General features: G+C 58.5%; 14 protein-coding genes. 3 read left to right on the top strand and 11 right to left on the bottom strand.

The features are described 5' to 3' along the window. Nucleotides 1-4: 4 nt before the first annotated feature. Both ABH912_RS19910 and ABH912_RS19905 read right to left on the bottom strand, forming a co-directional pair. Complete coding sequence (locus ABH912_RS19910; protein WP_033059816.1) at nucleotides 5-598, bottom strand: hypothetical protein; 594 nt, start codon at nucleotides 596-598, stop codon at nucleotides 5-7. Continuing rightward, a complete protein-coding gene (locus ABH912_RS19905; RefSeq protein ID WP_429511445.1) occupies nucleotides 564-1,304 on the bottom strand; it encodes an SURF1 family protein in 741 nt (246 codons plus the stop codon). Before ABH912_RS19905 ends, ABH912_RS19910 begins: the two co-directional genes overlap by 35 nt. Nucleotides 1,305-1,374: 70 nt before the next feature. Here ABH912_RS19905 and ABH912_RS19900 point away from each other — a divergent pair, with 70 nt between their 5' ends. Beyond that, a complete protein-coding gene (locus ABH912_RS19900) occupies nucleotides 1,375-1,578 on the top strand; it encodes a twin transmembrane helix small protein (protein WP_008064738.1) in 204 nt (67 codons plus the stop codon). Between the two features lie 3 nt (nucleotides 1,579-1,581). Here ABH912_RS19900 and ABH912_RS19895 read toward each other — a convergent pair whose 3' ends face one another. The 4 genes from ABH912_RS19895 to coxB all read right to left on the bottom strand — a co-directional run bounded on the left by ABH912_RS19895 (nucleotide 1,582) and on the right by coxB (nucleotide 6,029). Then, nucleotides 1,582-2,469 carry a cytochrome c oxidase subunit 3 gene (locus ABH912_RS19895; RefSeq protein WP_033059820.1) on the bottom strand — a complete coding sequence of 296 codons (888 nt, stop codon included), beginning with the start codon at nucleotides 2,467-2,469 and terminating at the stop codon, nucleotides 1,582-1,584. A 25-nt stretch (nucleotides 2,470-2,494) separates the two neighbouring features. Next, entirely contained in the window at nucleotides 2,495-3,046 is a 552-nt protein-coding gene (locus ABH912_RS19890; protein WP_046044864.1) for a cytochrome c oxidase assembly protein, read from the bottom strand. Nucleotides 3,047-3,226: 180 nt separating this feature from the next. Beyond that, a complete protein-coding gene (gene ctaD / locus ABH912_RS19885; RefSeq protein WP_046055319.1) occupies nucleotides 3,227-4,819 on the bottom strand; it encodes a cytochrome c oxidase subunit I in 1,593 nt (530 codons plus the stop codon). Nucleotides 4,820-4,901: 82 nt separating this feature from the next. Next, a complete protein-coding gene (gene coxB, locus ABH912_RS19880) occupies nucleotides 4,902-6,029 on the bottom strand; it encodes a cytochrome c oxidase subunit II (protein WP_033059824.1) in 1,128 nt (375 codons plus the stop codon). A gap of 371 nt (nucleotides 6,030-6,400) precedes the next feature. Here coxB and ABH912_RS19875 point away from each other — a divergent pair, with 371 nt between their 5' ends. Then, a complete protein-coding gene (locus ABH912_RS19875) occupies nucleotides 6,401-7,051 on the top strand; it encodes a hypothetical protein (RefSeq protein WP_033059826.1) in 651 nt (216 codons plus the stop codon). Between the two features lie 45 nt (nucleotides 7,052-7,096). Here the strand turns inward: ABH912_RS19875 and ABH912_RS19870 are convergent, their stop codons facing one another. Both ABH912_RS19870 and ABH912_RS19865 read right to left on the bottom strand, forming a co-directional pair. Next, nucleotides 7,097-8,626 (bottom strand): SulP family inorganic anion transporter, encoded by a 1,530-nt coding sequence (locus ABH912_RS19870; RefSeq protein WP_033059828.1) that lies wholly within the window; start codon nucleotides 8,624-8,626, stop codon nucleotides 7,097-7,099. Between the two features lie 90 nt (nucleotides 8,627-8,716). Further along, on the bottom strand, nucleotides 8,717-9,448 hold the full coding sequence (locus tag ABH912_RS19865) for a carbonic anhydrase (RefSeq protein ID WP_033059830.1): 732 nt from the start codon (nucleotides 9,446-9,448) through the stop codon (nucleotides 8,717-8,719). Nucleotides 9,449-9,869: 421 nt separating this feature from the next. On the opposite strand from ABH912_RS19865, the gene ABH912_RS19860 reads away from it, so the two are divergent. Continuing rightward, nucleotides 9,870-10,499 (top strand): hypothetical protein, encoded by a 630-nt coding sequence (locus ABH912_RS19860; protein ID WP_429511444.1) that lies wholly within the window; start codon nucleotides 9,870-9,872, stop codon nucleotides 10,497-10,499. A 120-nt stretch (nucleotides 10,500-10,619) separates the two neighbouring features. Here the strand turns inward: ABH912_RS19860 and ABH912_RS19855 are convergent, their stop codons facing one another. The 3 genes from ABH912_RS19855 to ABH912_RS19845 form a co-directional block, all read right to left on the bottom strand. Then, the gene (locus ABH912_RS19855) at nucleotides 10,620-11,678 is read right to left on the bottom strand and encodes a PA0069 family radical SAM protein (protein ID WP_033059833.1); all 1,059 of its coding nucleotides are present in this window, start codon (nucleotides 11,676-11,678) and stop codon (nucleotides 10,620-10,622) included. Nucleotides 11,679-11,748: 70 nt separating this feature from the next. After that, on the bottom strand, nucleotides 11,749-13,053 hold the full coding sequence (locus tag ABH912_RS19850; protein ID WP_429511443.1) for a c-type cytochrome: 1,305 nt from the start codon (nucleotides 13,051-13,053) through the stop codon (nucleotides 11,749-11,751). A 12-nt stretch (nucleotides 13,054-13,065) separates the two neighbouring features. Then, a complete protein-coding gene (locus ABH912_RS19845; protein ID WP_429511442.1) occupies nucleotides 13,066-14,850 on the bottom strand; it encodes a GMC family oxidoreductase in 1,785 nt (594 codons plus the stop codon). Between the last annotated feature and the right edge of the window lies 1 nt (nucleotide 14,851).

Here is a 14,851-nt window from a genome sequence, read left to right as displayed (position 1 = left end):
GCCCTTATCCGATGTTCGACAGTTTCAGCAAATGGCGCAGGTCGTTGAGCAGATCCTTACCCTTCACCGTCGGGTCGTAGCGCAGCACCAGATTGCCGTGAGGGTCGATGATCCACAGCTGCGGCACAGCTTTGTCGCCGGCAGTTTTCTGGAAGTCGGTCAGGCTCAGTGGATAGCGCTGCAATTGAGGATACTCGCGCGTGAGCTTGGCGTCGTACTCGCTGCTCAGCGGTTGTGCCACGGCCAAGGCATGACTGGCGCGCCCGGCATCACGGCCGAGGCCGATCTGGATCTGCCGCGCCAGGTACACCAGTTGCTGGCAGTCCACCGAGCAATCCTTGGGCGCGGTCACCAGTATCTGCCAGCGATCCTCCTGCGCCTGCACGCCGAGGTCGGCGCGGGTCTGGCCGTTGCCGATCAGTTCGCCGTGATAGCTGCGACCTTCCGGCACCCAGAACTGTAATTTGTACATGCCGGTGGCGAGGATCATCGGACCGATCACCCCAAGCAGGATCAGCAGCAACTGCAAGCGACCTTTACGCCGACTCGCCGGCGTTTTCGCCTCAGACATGCTGGGTGGATTCATGGCCGCTCCCATGGTGTTTCTCCTTTGCGTTGTGCCAGCCGAGATAGAGATAGAGGCCGAACAGGGCGATCGACATGGCGAACCACTGCACGGCATAAGCCAGGTGTTTTTCCGGTCCCATGGCGACTACCGGCCAGTCAGCCTGGTAAGTCGCGGGACCGCTTTCTGCGCGTAATTCGTAGGCAAAACCTTCGCGATCCAGCGCCGTCCAGAGCCTGGCCGGTTCGACCGCGGTGATCAGTTGTGGCCAGGTCGTGGTGTTCGGGTCGGCGTGCAACTGGAAAGTGGCGCCGGGGGAGACGTAGACCCAGGCATCAAGACTCAAGGCCTGGGTCGGTGTGGTGAATTGCGGTGGGGTGCGGCGATCCGGCCATGGCAGCCAGCCGCGATTGACCAGCAGCCAGAGGCCGGTCGCCTGATCCTGAAACGGTTGCAGCAGTTCGACGCCAACCTTGCCGCCATGCTGACGGTTATCCAGCAACAGGCTGTGGGCGGCATCGAACTGGCCGTGCAAACGAACCCGGCGGAAGGCCGGATCTGCGGTGTGTTGCAGCTCGGTGCTGGCCATTGGTTCGGCGGCACGGCGCTGGGTGTAACTTTGCAGCAGCGCGCTTTTCTCTGCGCCCCGGCTCAATTGCCAGAACCCGAGTGACACCAGCATGGGCAACAACACTGCGACCACCAGGGTCGGCACGATGCCCGGCCGGAAACGCTTCATGGCGTCGCCAGAAAGTCGGTAGTCGCGATAGCTATACTCAAGTGCATCGCCTTTCCCCCGGAGTCTCACCATGCTCAAAGCAGCCATCGTCCTGATGCTGATTGCCACGGTTGTCAGCCTGTTCAGCGGCCTGTTTTTTCTGGTCAAGGACGACAGCAGCTCGAACCGCCTCGTCATTGCCTTGAGTGTTCGTGTTGCGCTGGCCGCCATTACCGTCGGCTTGATTGCCTGGGGTTTTTTCAGCGGCCAGTTGGTGTCACACGCACCTTGGTAAGCCTCAGAGCACGTAGACGAAAACGAAAAGACCGATCCACACCACGTCCACGAAGTGCCAGTACCAACTCGCCGCTTCAAACGCGAACTGATGATCGGCGTCGAAGTGCCCGCGCATGATCCGCATCAACATCACAAACAGGATGATGGTGCCGATGGTCACGTGGGCGCCGTGGAAGCCGGTGAGCATGAAGAAGGTCGCGCCGTAGATGCCCGAACCGAGCGTCAGGCCCAGTTCGTGGTAGGCATGGATGTATTCTTCGGCCTGAAAACTGAGGAACGCGCAGCCCAATAACACGGTGAGCGCCAGCCAAATTTTCAGCGCGCCGCGATGACCTTTCTTCAAGGCGTGGTGAGCGATGGTCACGGTGACGCTGGAACTCACCAGCAGAACGGTATTGAGCAGCGGCAGGCCCCAGGGGCTGATGACTTCTTTGGGCGGCGGAAAGAGTTTCGGGTCAGGGGTATGCAGCAATGGCCATGCAAACTGGAAGTTCGGCCAGAGCATATGAGCGAGGCCTTTGGCTCCTTCACCCCCAAGCGCCGGGCCGGAAATGTTTCTCACATAAAACAGCGCGCCGAAGAACGCGATGAAGAACATCACCTCCGAGAAGATGAACCAGCTCATGCCCCAGCGGAACGAGCGATCCATCTGTGCGCTGTACAACCCCTGGCGGCTTTCCTTGATCACCGTACCGAACCAGCCGAACAGCATGTAGGCCACCAGCAGGCCACCGACGAAAAAGATCAGCGGGCCGTGGGACTCCGGCCGCGCCGCCTTCAGGTCGTTGAACCAGGTGGCCAGGCCGAACACGGTGACGAACATACCGACCGTGGCAATGATCGGCCATTTGCTTTGGGCCGGTACGTAATAGTGTTCATGAGTTGCCATTTATTGTTCTCCTTATCGGGCACGCTCAGCCGCCAGTATTTACAGCCACCGGTGGATGTCGGGCGGTGATATCGAACAGCGTGTAGGACAGCGTCAGGTGCTTCACATCCTTGGGCATGTCACGGTCAACGATGAAACGTACCGGCATCTCGATCCGTTGACCGGGCTGCAGCACTTGCTGGGTAAAGCAGAAACATTCGGTCTTGTGGAAGTACGCCGCCGCGGCGCTGGGTGCGATGCTCGGAACTGCCTGGGCACTCATCGGGCGGTCGGTCGGGTTATGGGCGATGAAAATCATCTCGTTCACCGCCCCCGGGTTCGCCACCAGTTCATCGCCCTTGGGGTAGAAGTCCCAGGACATGTCGGCGGAATTGGTCGACAGAAACTGCACGCGGACCTGCCGCGAGGTGTCGACCGTTTGTTCGCCCTCGTACTGCCCGCCGGTCTTGCCGTTGATGCCGAACGCCTTGCACATCACGTCGTAGATCGGCACCAGGGCAAACCCGAAGACAAACATCGCCACCACCACCAGCAGCAGGCGCGTGACCAGTTTTTTCAAAGAAATAGAGTCAGCCATGACTTCCAACCTCTACGCATAACCCTGTAGGAGCGGGCCTTTGTGGCGAGGGAGCTTGCTCCCGCTGGGGCGCGAAGCGGCCCCAAAAGCTTTGCGTCTGCTTCGCAGCCGAGCGGGACGGTGCGGCGATCCGACAAGCTCCCTCGCCACATACGCTCGCTCCCACAAAGGCAAGGCTGTTCATTTCACTTCCGGCGGCGTGGTGAAGGTGTGATACGGCGCCGGTGACGGGATGCTCCATTCCAGGCCTTCGGCCCCATCCCACGGTTTGGCCGGTGCTGGCGGGCCACCACGGATGGTCTTGATCACGATGAACAGGAAGAAGATCTGCGTGGCGCCGAACATGAACGCACCGATCGACGACACCATGTTGAAGTCGGCGAATTGCAGGTTGTAGTCGGGAATCCGTCGCGGCATGCCCGCCAGCCCCACGAAGTGCATCGGGAAGAACGCCATGTTCATGCCGATGAACGAGAGCCAGAAGTGCAGCTTGCCCAGGGTTTCGTCGTACATGTGGCCGGTCCATTTCGGCAGCCAGAAGTAGGCCGAGGCGAAGATCCCGAAGATCGCCCCCGGTACCAGTACATAGTGGAAGTGCGCGACCACAAAGTAGGTGTCCTGGTACTGGAAGTCCGCCGGGGCGATGGCCAGCATCAACCCGGAGAACCCGCCAATGGAGAACAGGATCACGAACGCCACCGCAAACAGCATCGGTGTTTCGAAGGTCAGCGAGCCTTGCCACATGGTGCTGGCCCAGTTGAACACCTTCACGCCGGTCGGCACCGCGATCAGCAACGTGGCGTACATGAAGAACAACTCGCCCACCAACGGAATGCCGACCACGAACATGTGGTGCGCCCAGACGATGAACGACAGGAACGCAATACTCGCCGTCGCATAGACCATCGAGGTGTAGCCAAACAGCGGCTTGCGCGAAAAGGCCGGAATGATCGAGCTGACGGCACCGAAGGCCGGCAGGATCATGATGTACACCTCGGGGTGACCGAAGAACCAGAACACATGCTGGAACAATACCGGGTCACCGCCACCGGCGGCACTGAAGAAGCTGGTGCCGAAGTGGATGTCCATCAGCATCATCGTCACGCAGCCGGCCAGTACCGGCATCACCGCGATCAGCAGGAACGCGGTAATCAGCCAGGTCCAGACGAACAGCGGCATTTTCATCAGCGTCATGCCGGGGGCGCGCAGGTTGAGGATGGTGGCGATCACGTTGATCGCACCCATGATCGAACTGATCCCCATCAAGTGGATGGCAAAGATGAAGAAGGTCACGCTTTCCGGTGCGTAGGTCGTCGACAGCGGGGCGTAGAACGTCCAGCCGAAGTTCGGTCCACCGCCGGGGGTGAACAGGGTCGATACCAGCAGGATGAACGCCGCCGGCAACAGCCAGAAGCTGAAGTTGTTCATCCGTGGCAGCGCCATGTCCGGCGCGCCGATCATTAACGGGATCATCCAGTTGGCGAGGCCGACGAAGGCCGGCATCACCGCACCGAAGACCATCACCAGACCGTGCATGGTGGTCATCTGGTTGAAGAATTCCGGCTGGACGATTTGCAGGCCCGGCTGGAACAACTCGGCGCGAATCACCATCGCAAACGAGCCACCGAGCAAGAACATGGAGAACGCGAACCACAGGTACAGCGTGCCGATATCCTTGTGGTTGGTGGTCAGCACCCAGCGCATCAGGCCTTTGGCGGGGCCGTGGGCGTGGGCGGTGCCGGTATGAACATGGTCATCGACGACAGCAGTCATGTCCTGTCTCCTGCAAACAGATGGGCTGGGCAGGCCGGGGCGCGATGCCCCGACTGGTTCCTTACGTGCGCAATAGACCGGGTCATTTGCTTTCCGCCTGTTTCAGCTCCAGCACTTCTTTAGGGGTGACCATGTCGCCTTTGTTGTTGCCCCAGGCGTTACGTTCGTAGGTCACGACCGCTGCGATGTCGACTTCCGAGAGCTGCTTGCCGAACGCCGCCATGGCGGTGCCGGGCTTGCCGTGGAAGACAATGCTCAGGTGACCTTCTTTCGGTCCGGTAGCGATTTTCGAGCCCTTGAGCGCCGGGAACATCGGCGGCAGGCCCTGACCTTCGGCCTGGTGACAGGCGACGCAGGTGGTGTGATAGATCTTGTCGCCGCGCTCTTTGAGCTCGTCGAGGGTCCATTCCTTGCTGGTCAGCTCTTTGAGCTGCAGGGCTTCAGCCTTGCGCTCGGCCAGCCATTTTTCGTAATCGGCCTTTTCCTTGACCTCGACCACGATCGGCATGAAGCCGTGGTCCTTGCCGCACAATTCGGCGCATTGGCCGCGATAGAGGCCGGGCTTGTCGACACGGGTCCAGGCTTCGTTGACGAACCCCGGAATCGCATCGCGCTTGACCGCAAAGGCCGGCACCCACCAGGAGTGGATGACGTCGGCGGAAGTCACCAGGAAGCGCACTTTGGCGCCGATCGGCAGCACCAAAGGCTTATCGACCTCAAGCAAGTAGTGCTCGCCCTTGGCTTCCTTGTTGTGGATCTGATCGGCGGGCGTGGTCAGGTTGCTGAAGAACTCAACGTCCTGGCCCAGGTATTTGTAGTGCCACTTCCACTGATAGCCGGTGACCTGGATATCGATATCCGGCTCACTGGCGTCATACATCTTGATCAGGGTTGCAGTCGCGGGAACCGCCATGGCCACCAGGATCAGGAAGGGCACGATGGTCCAGAGGATTTCAACGGTGGTGCTTTCATGAAATTTTGCGGCCACCTGCCCGGTCGAGCGGCGGTGGAGAATCATCGACCAGAACATGGCGCCGAAGACGATGATGCCGATCACTACACAGATCCAGAAAATGGTCATGTGCAGGTCAAATACTGCGTGACTGATTTCAGTCGCTCCAGGCGCCATATTCACAGTCCAGGCCGCTTGTGCCTGACTGAAAATCGACCACAACAGGAGGCCCATCCAGACATGTGGATGTCGCATCATTGCGGGTTCCCCTTATCGTTCTTGTTATCCCGCCGGCTTTCACCTGCGGCAAGGGAGCGGCTTTTTCAGACTACGAACTTGAATCGCCGAGCCTTGCTGCGTGTGCAGTCGGGCGTCATCAGCTAACTCCATTCCCACCCGAGTATAGACAGCGACTGCCACCTCGCAACGTGATGGCGTAAATCATCTGAAACAGCTGGGACTTGCGTTCTATGTCACGAATGGAGAAGGATGCAGACGAGTGGTGGCAAATCGATATAACTTTGATGTCTCAAGGATGAAATAATTATGACAAATGAGTCTTAGCATTTTTCGTATGCCAGCTAAGTTATGTCTTCCCTATTTCATTGCCTTTGTTTCCTGGAGTTTTCATGAACACCGCCGCATTGCGCGAGCAGATCCAAAAAGCCCAACAACATGAAGCCGAAACCGGCCTGCTGACTCGTCAGCTGGAAACCCAACTGCCACACCTTCACTCCGCCATCCAATTGCCGGATGTCGACGCCAACGGCGTGATGACGCGTTTTGTGGCCGCGTATATAGAGCAAGTGCCGGACCTGCTGGATGCAGCCAATGAAGTCGCCAGGGAAGCGGGTATCGAATCACAGATCAAACCGGTGCTGAAAATCGCCGAGCAGTTTTTCCTTCAGCCGCCGGCCATCATGGCCGGTCATGTCGGTCTGGACAGCCTGCTGGACGAAGCCTATCTGGCGCACCGCCTGGTCGAAGAGGTCAATGACCTGTACATCAAGCATTTTGGCCAGCCGCTGATCCCACTGGACACGACTGTTGCCAACCTGATTGCTCACCAGCTGATAGGTGAGGAGTTCGCCAACCAACTGGATGAGGCGGTGCATCACGCCGTGGACGAGATGCTCAACGAAGACAGTTTCGCGCTGGAATCGGTGGAAGCCTACCGTGAGAAACTCAACAGCCCGGACACTGGCGCTGCGTGGAAGCGCTGGCCGTGCCTGTCGCGCCAACTGGGCGTAGGCCTGGAGCTGGATCAGCCAGCCGCTTGATTCGTTGCCCATAAAAAAATCGCAGCCTATTGGCTGCGATTTTTTTTAAGCGGCTGCGGAGCCGACGCCCGCCGTGGTCCGCAATCTCCCTTCCAGCCTGCGTTTCAACCCCCGCGCTTCAATCAACAGTGTTGATCCCTTGGCCGCATTGGCCCGACCCCATTCCTCCAGCAATTCCAGACACGAGTGATCGATGTAGCTCAAGTTATTGAGCGGCACATGCACCGTCGTACCTGCCGGAATGGTCCCCAGCACTTGGGTCAGCGCCGGCACTTTGAGGAAGGTCGCTGCACCTATCAATCGCAGTTCCATTTCGCCGTCCTTGGGCAGATCGATCAGGCTGATTTTCAGCCGCGAAGCCTTCCAGGCCAGTTTGGCCAGGGTCAGGCCGAAGCCGATCAGCACGCCGGTCAGCAGGTCGGTGAAGATGATCGCCAGGGCTGTTGCCGCGTAGGTGAACATCGGCATCCGCCCATAACGGCCCAGACCGCGAAAGGCCTTGAGATCGACCAGTTTGAAACCGGTGTAAACCAGAACGCCCGCCAGGCTCGCCACCGGGATGCTTTGCAGCACGCTGGACAGCAGCAACACGAAAGCCAGCAGCCACAGGCCATGGAAGATCGTCGACATTCGCGTGGTGGCGCCGGCCTGGACGTTGGCCGAACTGCGCACGATCACGCCGGTCATTGGCAGTGCGCCGAGCAGACCACAGAGCATGTTGCCGACGCCTTGAGCCGACAATTCCCGGTCGAAGTCCGAGCGCTGGCCGCTGTGCATGCGGTCCACCGCAGCGGCCGAGAGCAGGGTTTCGGCGCTGGCGATAAACGCCACGGCAAATGCGGCGATTAGCAGTGTCGGATCAGCCAGGTTGAGTAAATCTGCGGGTTTCAGCCAGTCGATGGCTTCCGCCAGGTTGGCTGGGACTTCCACTCGTTTGACCTGCAAGGCGAGCATCAGGCTGGCGACGGTCGCCAGGCCCACACCCAGCAGTGCGCCGGGAATGAAGCGCAGGGAATGGGGGCGGAATTTCTCCCACAACCACATCACCGCAATCGTCGACAGTCCGAGCAAACCGGCTTGCCAGCCCAAGGAGGGCAAGGCCTGGGCGACCGCCGCCGGGAAGGCTGCCAGATTATCCAGCCCAGAGGGCTTGGGCACGGAGTCGAGCATCACATGCACCTGTGACAGCACGATCAACACGCCAATCCCGGCGAGCATGCCATACACCACCGCAGGCGCGGTGACCCGAAACCAACAGCCCAGTTTCAAACGCCCGGCCACCAGTTGCAGAAAACCGGCCAGCAGCAGGATTGGCCCGAGCATGTCGATGCCGTGCTGGCGCACCAGTTCGAACACCAGAACAGCCAAACCGGCCGCCGGGCCGCTGACTTGCAGTGGCGAACCGGCAATCCAGCCCACCACCAGGCCACCGATGATCCCGGTGATCAAGCCTTTGGACGGCGGTAGCCCCGAGGCGATGGCGATGCCCATGCACAAGGGCAGGGCGACGAGAAACACAACCACGGACGCCAGCAGCTCCCGTGGCAGAACAGCTTTGAGTTGAGCAGCACGCATGGTGACTCTCCCGAAGTTTTCTTCAGGCGTGGCGAAGCCAGGCTGCCTGATCGGCAGCCTTGGCTAAACCACACTGGGATTTAGGAGGATTTAGAAGCGCGCTTTGGGCGTCGCCACCGGAATCGGATGGCTGCCATCGAGCGGCAGGAAACAACCCTTGTCCGCGTCGTAAGCTCTGATTTCGCTGGTTTCGATGTTGTAGATCCAACCATGGATAAACAGCTGACCATTGGCCATACGCGAGGCCACCGACGGGTGCGTGCGCAAATGTTGCAGCTGAGCGATCACATTCTCCTCGGTGAGGACGTGCATGCTTTCGTTTTCGTCAGCGCAATGGCAGTTTTCCTGGACCATGGTTTTTGCCACTTCGGCATGACGCAGCCAGGCTTTGACCGTCGGCATTTTTTCCAGGCTTTGCGGGTTGAGCACTGCGCGCATCGCGCCACAGTCGGAGTGCCCGCAGATGATGATGTGCTGCACGCCGAGGGCCAGTACTGCGTATTCGATTGCTGTGGAAACACCGCCGTTCATTTGCCCATAAGGCGGCACAACGTTGCCGACGTTACGGGTCACGAACAGGTCGCCGGGGGCGCTTTGGGTGATCAACTCAGGAACGATGCGCGAATCGGCGCAGGCGATGAACATCGCTCTGGGGCTCTGGGCCGTGGCGAGTTTTTTGAAGAGTTCTTCCTGCTGAGGAAAAACTTCGTGATGAAAATGCAAAAAGCCGTCAACGATATGCTGCAGCGCTGCATCGGCGGTTTCCGCCTCCGGTTGGGCTGAAGCCGACGCAGCCAACGGCTGTTTATCCTTGTCACTCATGATTCATCCTCTTTGGCGCATTAGGGGAGTATGTCGGAGTTTACCGTGCCTATGGGCTGATATTTGATCCGAAAACTCTTGTGGCGATGAACTGTCACTCCCATGCGATGGGAGCGCCTTCACCATAGTCGCGAATTCTTAACTGAAACTGAATCAAAGGCTCTGGAACGATGGTTCCAGAGATCCGAGCGGCTTACCGTCGGTCGTTTCGCCTGCATCATCATTGATGGCCCCATGACTGCGGGATTGAAGAACTAAAGTGGTTTTATTTAATGCTGATTGCTGTTCTTAGTTGTTGTTTTGACATCAGGTGAAACTTTTAAAGTCTGTTGTTTTTTGCAAGATGCATTAGTCTGAAACTCGAGTGCTGAGGCACTTGAATAACTAACTAGCTAACTAGCTAACTAAAAGGATTTAACTAATGAGCCATTTCGTACAAACCATGAATAGTCTGCGGGCTTATCACAAAGCCAGGCTGACTGGTCGGGCAGCCATTGCACCACATATGGGTGTCATTCAGACGAGTAACGATACAGATATTAACACTGCAACTATTCTCTCGCGTGGTATTACCATGTCGACTGTCAATGGTGCCAGTGATGTAAGCCCTGAAGCCGCTCTTGAAATTGAAGCATTGAAGGCCATGTCGCAGAAGTTGGCCGAAGAGCAGAACAAAAATATGGAGGTCAGTATCATTAATGATGCCCAGGCCTTGAGCAATGAGGGCGTCACGCCTGGAGCGACTGAGGCGTTCAAACAAAAAATGAACCTGAAACGCGAGCGTGAAAAACATCTTTCTGCACAAAACATCGACAAGATCTTTGACTCAGCCATTGAAATTGGCGAGCGTCATCCTGCAGCGCAAGAGGCGATTGTTACATTCACTGAACTGGTAACCGGTCTGTTCCGTGAAATGTCGAGAGTTTTCAATGAATTCCTCGCCAAGGTGCTGTCCAAAGTTATTACTTGGGTCAAGACCGCCTTCCAGGATATCAAGAATACTTTTGGCAACATCGGCGACTGGATCCAGGGCTGGTTTGTTCGGGCGTGATAATGCTTGATAGTCGATGGAGTGATATATCGTTACAGGGTTAACATGCGGAGCCGGTGACATATCATCGGGTCGTTGGCTGATCGACAGATCGGCCAACGACCCTGTTTAAGACCGCGCTTATATCAATGACATCTGGCGACCCGGCGGACAGAAGGCGTCGCAGTCCAGATCGAATCCCTCCCGACGATTGAGCCCCAGACGTTTGATGGTTTTGGCAAATCGTTGCGCCAGCAGATCGGCAAACGGCCCTTCGCCGCGCATCCTGGCACCGAAGCGACTGTCGTAGAGCTCGCCGCCACGGCTCTGACGAATCAGGCTCAACACATGTGCGGCACGCTGAGGATAGTGGGCCGCCAGCCATTCTTCGAACAGCGGCGCAACTTCCAGAGGCAGGCGCAACATCATATAGGCCGCACTCTGAGCACCGGCGGTATGTGCCTCGGCCAGCAGGCTTTCGAGTTCGCTGTCGTTGATCATCGGAATCATCGGCGAACACAACACGCCCACCGGAATTCCCGCTTCACGCATCACGCGGATCGCCCGCAACCGAGCCTTGGGGGCCGCGGCGCGCGGTTCGAGAATGCGTTTGAGCTCATCGTCCAGGGTGGTGAGGCTGATCATCACCGCCACCAGTCTTTGCTCGGCGAGTTCGGCCAGCAGGTCCAGATCCCGAAGAATCAGCGAGCCCTTGGTAATGATGGTCACCGGGTGACGATAACGCAGCAGCACTTCGAGGGTTTTGCGGGTGATTTTGTGTTCGCGTTCGATCGGCTGATAAGGGTCCGTATTGGAGCCCAGATTGATCGGCGCACATTGATAGCCGCGCTTGGACAGCTGTTCTTCCAGCACATCGGCGGCGTTGGTCTTGGCGATCAGCTTGGTTTCGAAATCCAGCCCTGGCGACATGTCCCAATACGCATGGCTGGGCCGCGCGTAGCAATAGATGCAGCCGTGCTCGCAGCCGCGATAGGGATTGATCGAACGATCGAAGGGTAAATCCGGCGAGTTGTTGCGAGTGATGATGGTTTTCGCCGTTTCGATGCGCACCTCGGTGCCTTGGGTGATCGGCGCTTCCTGATACCAGCCGTCATCCTCGGCCACCGAGCGATTCGGCGCGAAGCGGTTGTGCGGGTTGGTGGCGGTGCCGCGGCCGCGCGGGGGAAGAGGGGTGGACATGAAAACGCCTCGGTACTGTTTTTATATACAGTATAGAGGCGTTATTCATCTGGCTAGTGCCGCTGGGCAGTCAGTTCTTCTGGGTGACTTGCCCTAGGTCATCGCTCGACGTGGTCTTCATATCATCCGTGCGCAGGTTCGCCACCTCGCTCGCCTTGACCGGCGAGCCGCCGTTGCCCCAGCTGCTGCGGATGAAACTCACCACATCCGCCACTTCCTGATCCGACAAGCGCCAGGCGAATCCCGGCATGGTAAAGGTCGAAGGCGCCGTGTGTGTCGCCGGCAGCGTACCGCCCTTGAGCACGATGTGAATCAGCGACGTCGGATCCTCCGACTGCAACACCGGGTTGCCTGCCAGCGCCGGGAACACTTTGGTGTAGCCATGGCCATCGGTACGGTGGCAGGCCGCGCAGTTGTCGATGTACACCGAAGCGCCGGGCTTGCTGTCGTCCCCGTTCCACAGCGCTTGTGCGACCTGTTTGTCGTACTGGTGCGGCTGATCCTTGGGATCATTCGCTGGTAAGGACTTGAGGTAGCGGGCAATTGCGGTCAGATCGTTGTCGGTCATGTACTGCATGCTGTGTGTCACCACATCACTCATGCCGCCAAACACCGCGCTGCGATCGCTGCGACCGGTCTTGAGAAACTGCACCAATTGTTCTTCGCTCCAGCTGCCGAGGCCGTCTTTGTAATCGCCGCGCAGACTTTTCGCGATCCAGCCTTCCAGTGGTGCACTGCCTGACAGAAATGTACTGCCCTCACCTGAGTTCAGGGCTTTTTCCTGCATGGTCAGGGCTCGTGGCGTATGGCATGCGCCGCAATGTCCGAGGCCTTCAACCAGATAAGCCCCACGACTGACCACGGCATCTTCGCCGGGTGCCGCTTTGTAGTCCGCCACGGCCGGGGCAAACATCCAGCGCCAGCCCGCAAGGGGCCAACGCATGCTCAAAGGCCAGGGGATGTGGCTGTCCTTGTTCTCCTGAGCGACAGGCACCACGCCGTGCATGAAGTAGGCGTACAAGGCTTTCATGTCGGTTTCGTTGACGCTGGCGTAGGACGGATAGGGCATCGCCGGGTACAACGTACTACCGTTTTTGACGACGCCATGGCGCACGGCTTTGTCGAAATCCTCAAAGCTGTAATCACCCAAGCCGGTTTTATCCGGCGTGATATTGGTGGAGAAGATCGTCCCGATCGGCGTTTCCATCGGCAGACCACCGGCGAAGGGCTTGCCGTCCTTGGCTGTGTGGCAGGCTACGCAGTCGCCGGCACGAGCCAGGTACTCGCCTTGTTTGATCAGGTTTTGATCAATTCCTGCGGCGTTGATCGAGCCACAGCCGAGCAGCGCCAGGGTTGCGATAACAAGTGCTTTCATGGTCATCGCTCCTTAAGCCTGAACCAGCGGGCCGGGTTTTTTCAGGTACTGCTCGCGGATCGCCCGGGCCGACCAGTAGGTCAATGCTGCCACCAGGCCGGTAGGGTTGTAGCCCAGACCTTGTGGGAAAGCTGACGCTCCGGGGACGAAAACGTTGTGCACGTCCCAGCTCTGCAAGTAACGGTTCACGGCGCTGGTTTTCGGATGGGTGCCCATGATCGCGCCACCGTTGAGGTGGGTGGTCTGGTAAGACGCGGTGTTGAAGTGATCGCCAACCTTCTTGCCCAATACGGCAATGGCCTTGGGGCTCATCGCTTCGGCGATCTTGCCCATTTTCTCGACCATGAACCGGTTCATCTTGATGTCGTTTTCCTGCCAGTCGAAGGTCATCCGCAGCAGCGGCAAGCCGTAGGCATCGCGGTACACCGGGTCCAGATCGAGGTAGTTGCCGCGGTAGGATTGATGCGCGCCGTGGGCATCCATCGACACTTGATGGGTGTAGTAATCGGCGGTGGCACGTTTCCAGGCACTGCCCCAGGCCGGGGTGCCCGGCGGGTTGGATGTGCCTGCAATCGGTCGGCTGCCGGCCTGGTTGACCCACATCGGCGAGCCGCCGACGAAACCATGGGGCCCGTGATCGAAGTTGTCGGCGTTGAAGTCGTCCACCGCCACGCCGTTACCGCCGGCACCAATAAAGTTATTGGTGTGAGTGTCTTTGTCGAAGTAGGCCTTGATGGTGGCCATGTTCTGGTAGGCGAAGTTCTTGCCGACCACGCCTTCGCCGCTGATCGGGTCATACGGCTTGCCGATACCCGACAGCAACATCAGCCGCACATTGTGGAACTGGAAGGCACCAAGGATCACCAGGTCTGCGGGCTGCTCGATCTCCCGGCCCTGGCCATCGATGTAGGTCACGCCTGTCGCCTTGCTCTTGGTGCTGTCGAGATTGACCCGCAGTACGTGGGAGTTGGGCCGCAGCTCGAAATTGGGCAGCGGTTTGAGCGCCGGCAAAATGTTTACGTTCGGCGATGCCTTGGAATACATGTAGCAGACATAGCCGCTGCAAAAACCGCAGAAGTTGCACGGGCCCATCTGTGCGCCGTAAGGGTTGGTGTAGGGGCCTGACGTATTGGCGGAGGGCAGGTTGTAGGGTTTGTAACCCACTGCGGTGGCCGCTTTCTGAAACAGCTGTGCGGAAACAGTGTTCTTCTGTGATTCCAGCGGGAAATGATTCGAACGGTCCGGCGCGTAAGGGTTGCCGCCCTTGCCTTCGCCGACCAACTGACCCTTCACCGTCCAGGCCTGACCTGACGTGCCGAAGACCTTCTCGGCGTAATCGAAAAACGGTTCCAGCTCTTCATAGCTGACGCCGAAGTCCTGGATGGTCATGTCCTTGGGGATGAAGCTTTTGCCGTAGCGTTCTTCGTAGTGGCTGCGCATGCGCAACTCGATCGGGTCGACCCGAAAGTGCACGCCGGACCAGTGCAAACCGGCGCCGCCGACACCATTGCCGGGCAGGAAGGCGCCCAGTTGGCGATTCGGCAGCGCGATGTCATTCACGCTATGGCGAATGGTCACGGTCTCTTTGGAAATGTCCTGGAAGAGTTTTTTCCGCACGCTGTAGGTGAGTTCGTCAATCACCTGTGGATAGTTGCCGTCGGGGTAAGTGTCCTGCATCGGCCCGCGCTCCAGCGCCAGCACATTCAGGCCAGCTTCTGTCAGCTCCTTGGCCATGATCGCGCCCGTCCAGCCAAAACCGACGATCACTGCGTCGACCTTCTTCATTACCGTTGCCATG

This window comes from Pseudomonas sp. BT76 TE3572 (assembly GCF_050435365.1).
GTDB lineage: Bacteria > Pseudomonadota > Gammaproteobacteria > Pseudomonadales > Pseudomonadaceae > Aquipseudomonas > Aquipseudomonas fluorescens_W.
This window is presented reverse-complemented; position numbering and strand designations above follow the sequence as displayed.

What these genes read in the sequence shown, in the direction of transcription:
- ABH912_RS19860 (WP_429511444.1), top strand. Translation starts at nt 9,870, where the DNA reads ATGAGCCATTTCGTACAAACCATGAATAGTCTGCGGGCTTATCACAAA.
- ABH912_RS19895 (WP_033059820.1), bottom strand. Translation starts at nt 2,469, where the DNA reads ATGGCAACTCATGAACACTATTACGTACCGGCCCAAAGCAAATGGCCG.
- ABH912_RS19905 (WP_429511445.1), bottom strand. Translation starts at nt 1,304, where the DNA reads ATGAAGCGTTTCCGGCCGGGCATCGTGCCGACCCTGGTGGTCGCAGTG.
- ABH912_RS19865 (WP_033059830.1), bottom strand. Translation starts at nt 9,448, where the DNA reads ATGAGTGACAAGGATAAACAGCCGTTGGCTGCGTCGGCTTCAGCCCAA.
- ABH912_RS19870 (WP_033059828.1), bottom strand. Translation starts at nt 8,626, where the DNA reads ATGCGTGCTGCTCAACTCAAAGCTGTTCTGCCACGGGAGCTGCTGGCG.
- ABH912_RS19850 (WP_429511443.1), bottom strand. Translation starts at nt 13,053, where the DNA reads ATGAAAGCACTTGTTATCGCAACCCTGGCGCTGCTCGGCTGTGGCTCG.
- ABH912_RS19910 (WP_033059816.1), bottom strand. Translation starts at nt 598, where the DNA reads ATGGGAGCGGCCATGAATCCACCCAGCATGTCTGAGGCGAAAACGCCG.
- ABH912_RS19890 (WP_046044864.1), bottom strand. Translation starts at nt 3,046, where the DNA reads ATGGCTGACTCTATTTCTTTGAAAAAACTGGTCACGCGCCTGCTGCTG.
- ABH912_RS19900 (WP_008064738.1), top strand. Translation starts at nt 1,375, where the DNA reads ATGCTCAAAGCAGCCATCGTCCTGATGCTGATTGCCACGGTTGTCAGC.
- ctaD (WP_046055319.1), bottom strand. Translation starts at nt 4,819, where the DNA reads ATGACTGCTGTCGTCGATGACCATGTTCATACCGGCACCGCCCACGCC.
- ABH912_RS19875 (WP_033059826.1), top strand. Translation starts at nt 6,401, where the DNA reads ATGAACACCGCCGCATTGCGCGAGCAGATCCAAAAAGCCCAACAACAT.
- coxB (WP_033059824.1), bottom strand. Translation starts at nt 6,029, where the DNA reads ATGATGCGACATCCACATGTCTGGATGGGCCTCCTGTTGTGGTCGATT.
- ABH912_RS19855 (WP_033059833.1), bottom strand. Translation starts at nt 11,678, where the DNA reads ATGTCCACCCCTCTTCCCCCGCGCGGCCGCGGCACCGCCACCAACCCG.
- ABH912_RS19845 (WP_429511442.1), bottom strand. Translation starts at nt 14,850, where the DNA reads ATGGCAACGGTAATGAAGAAGGTCGACGCAGTGATCGTCGGTTTTGGC.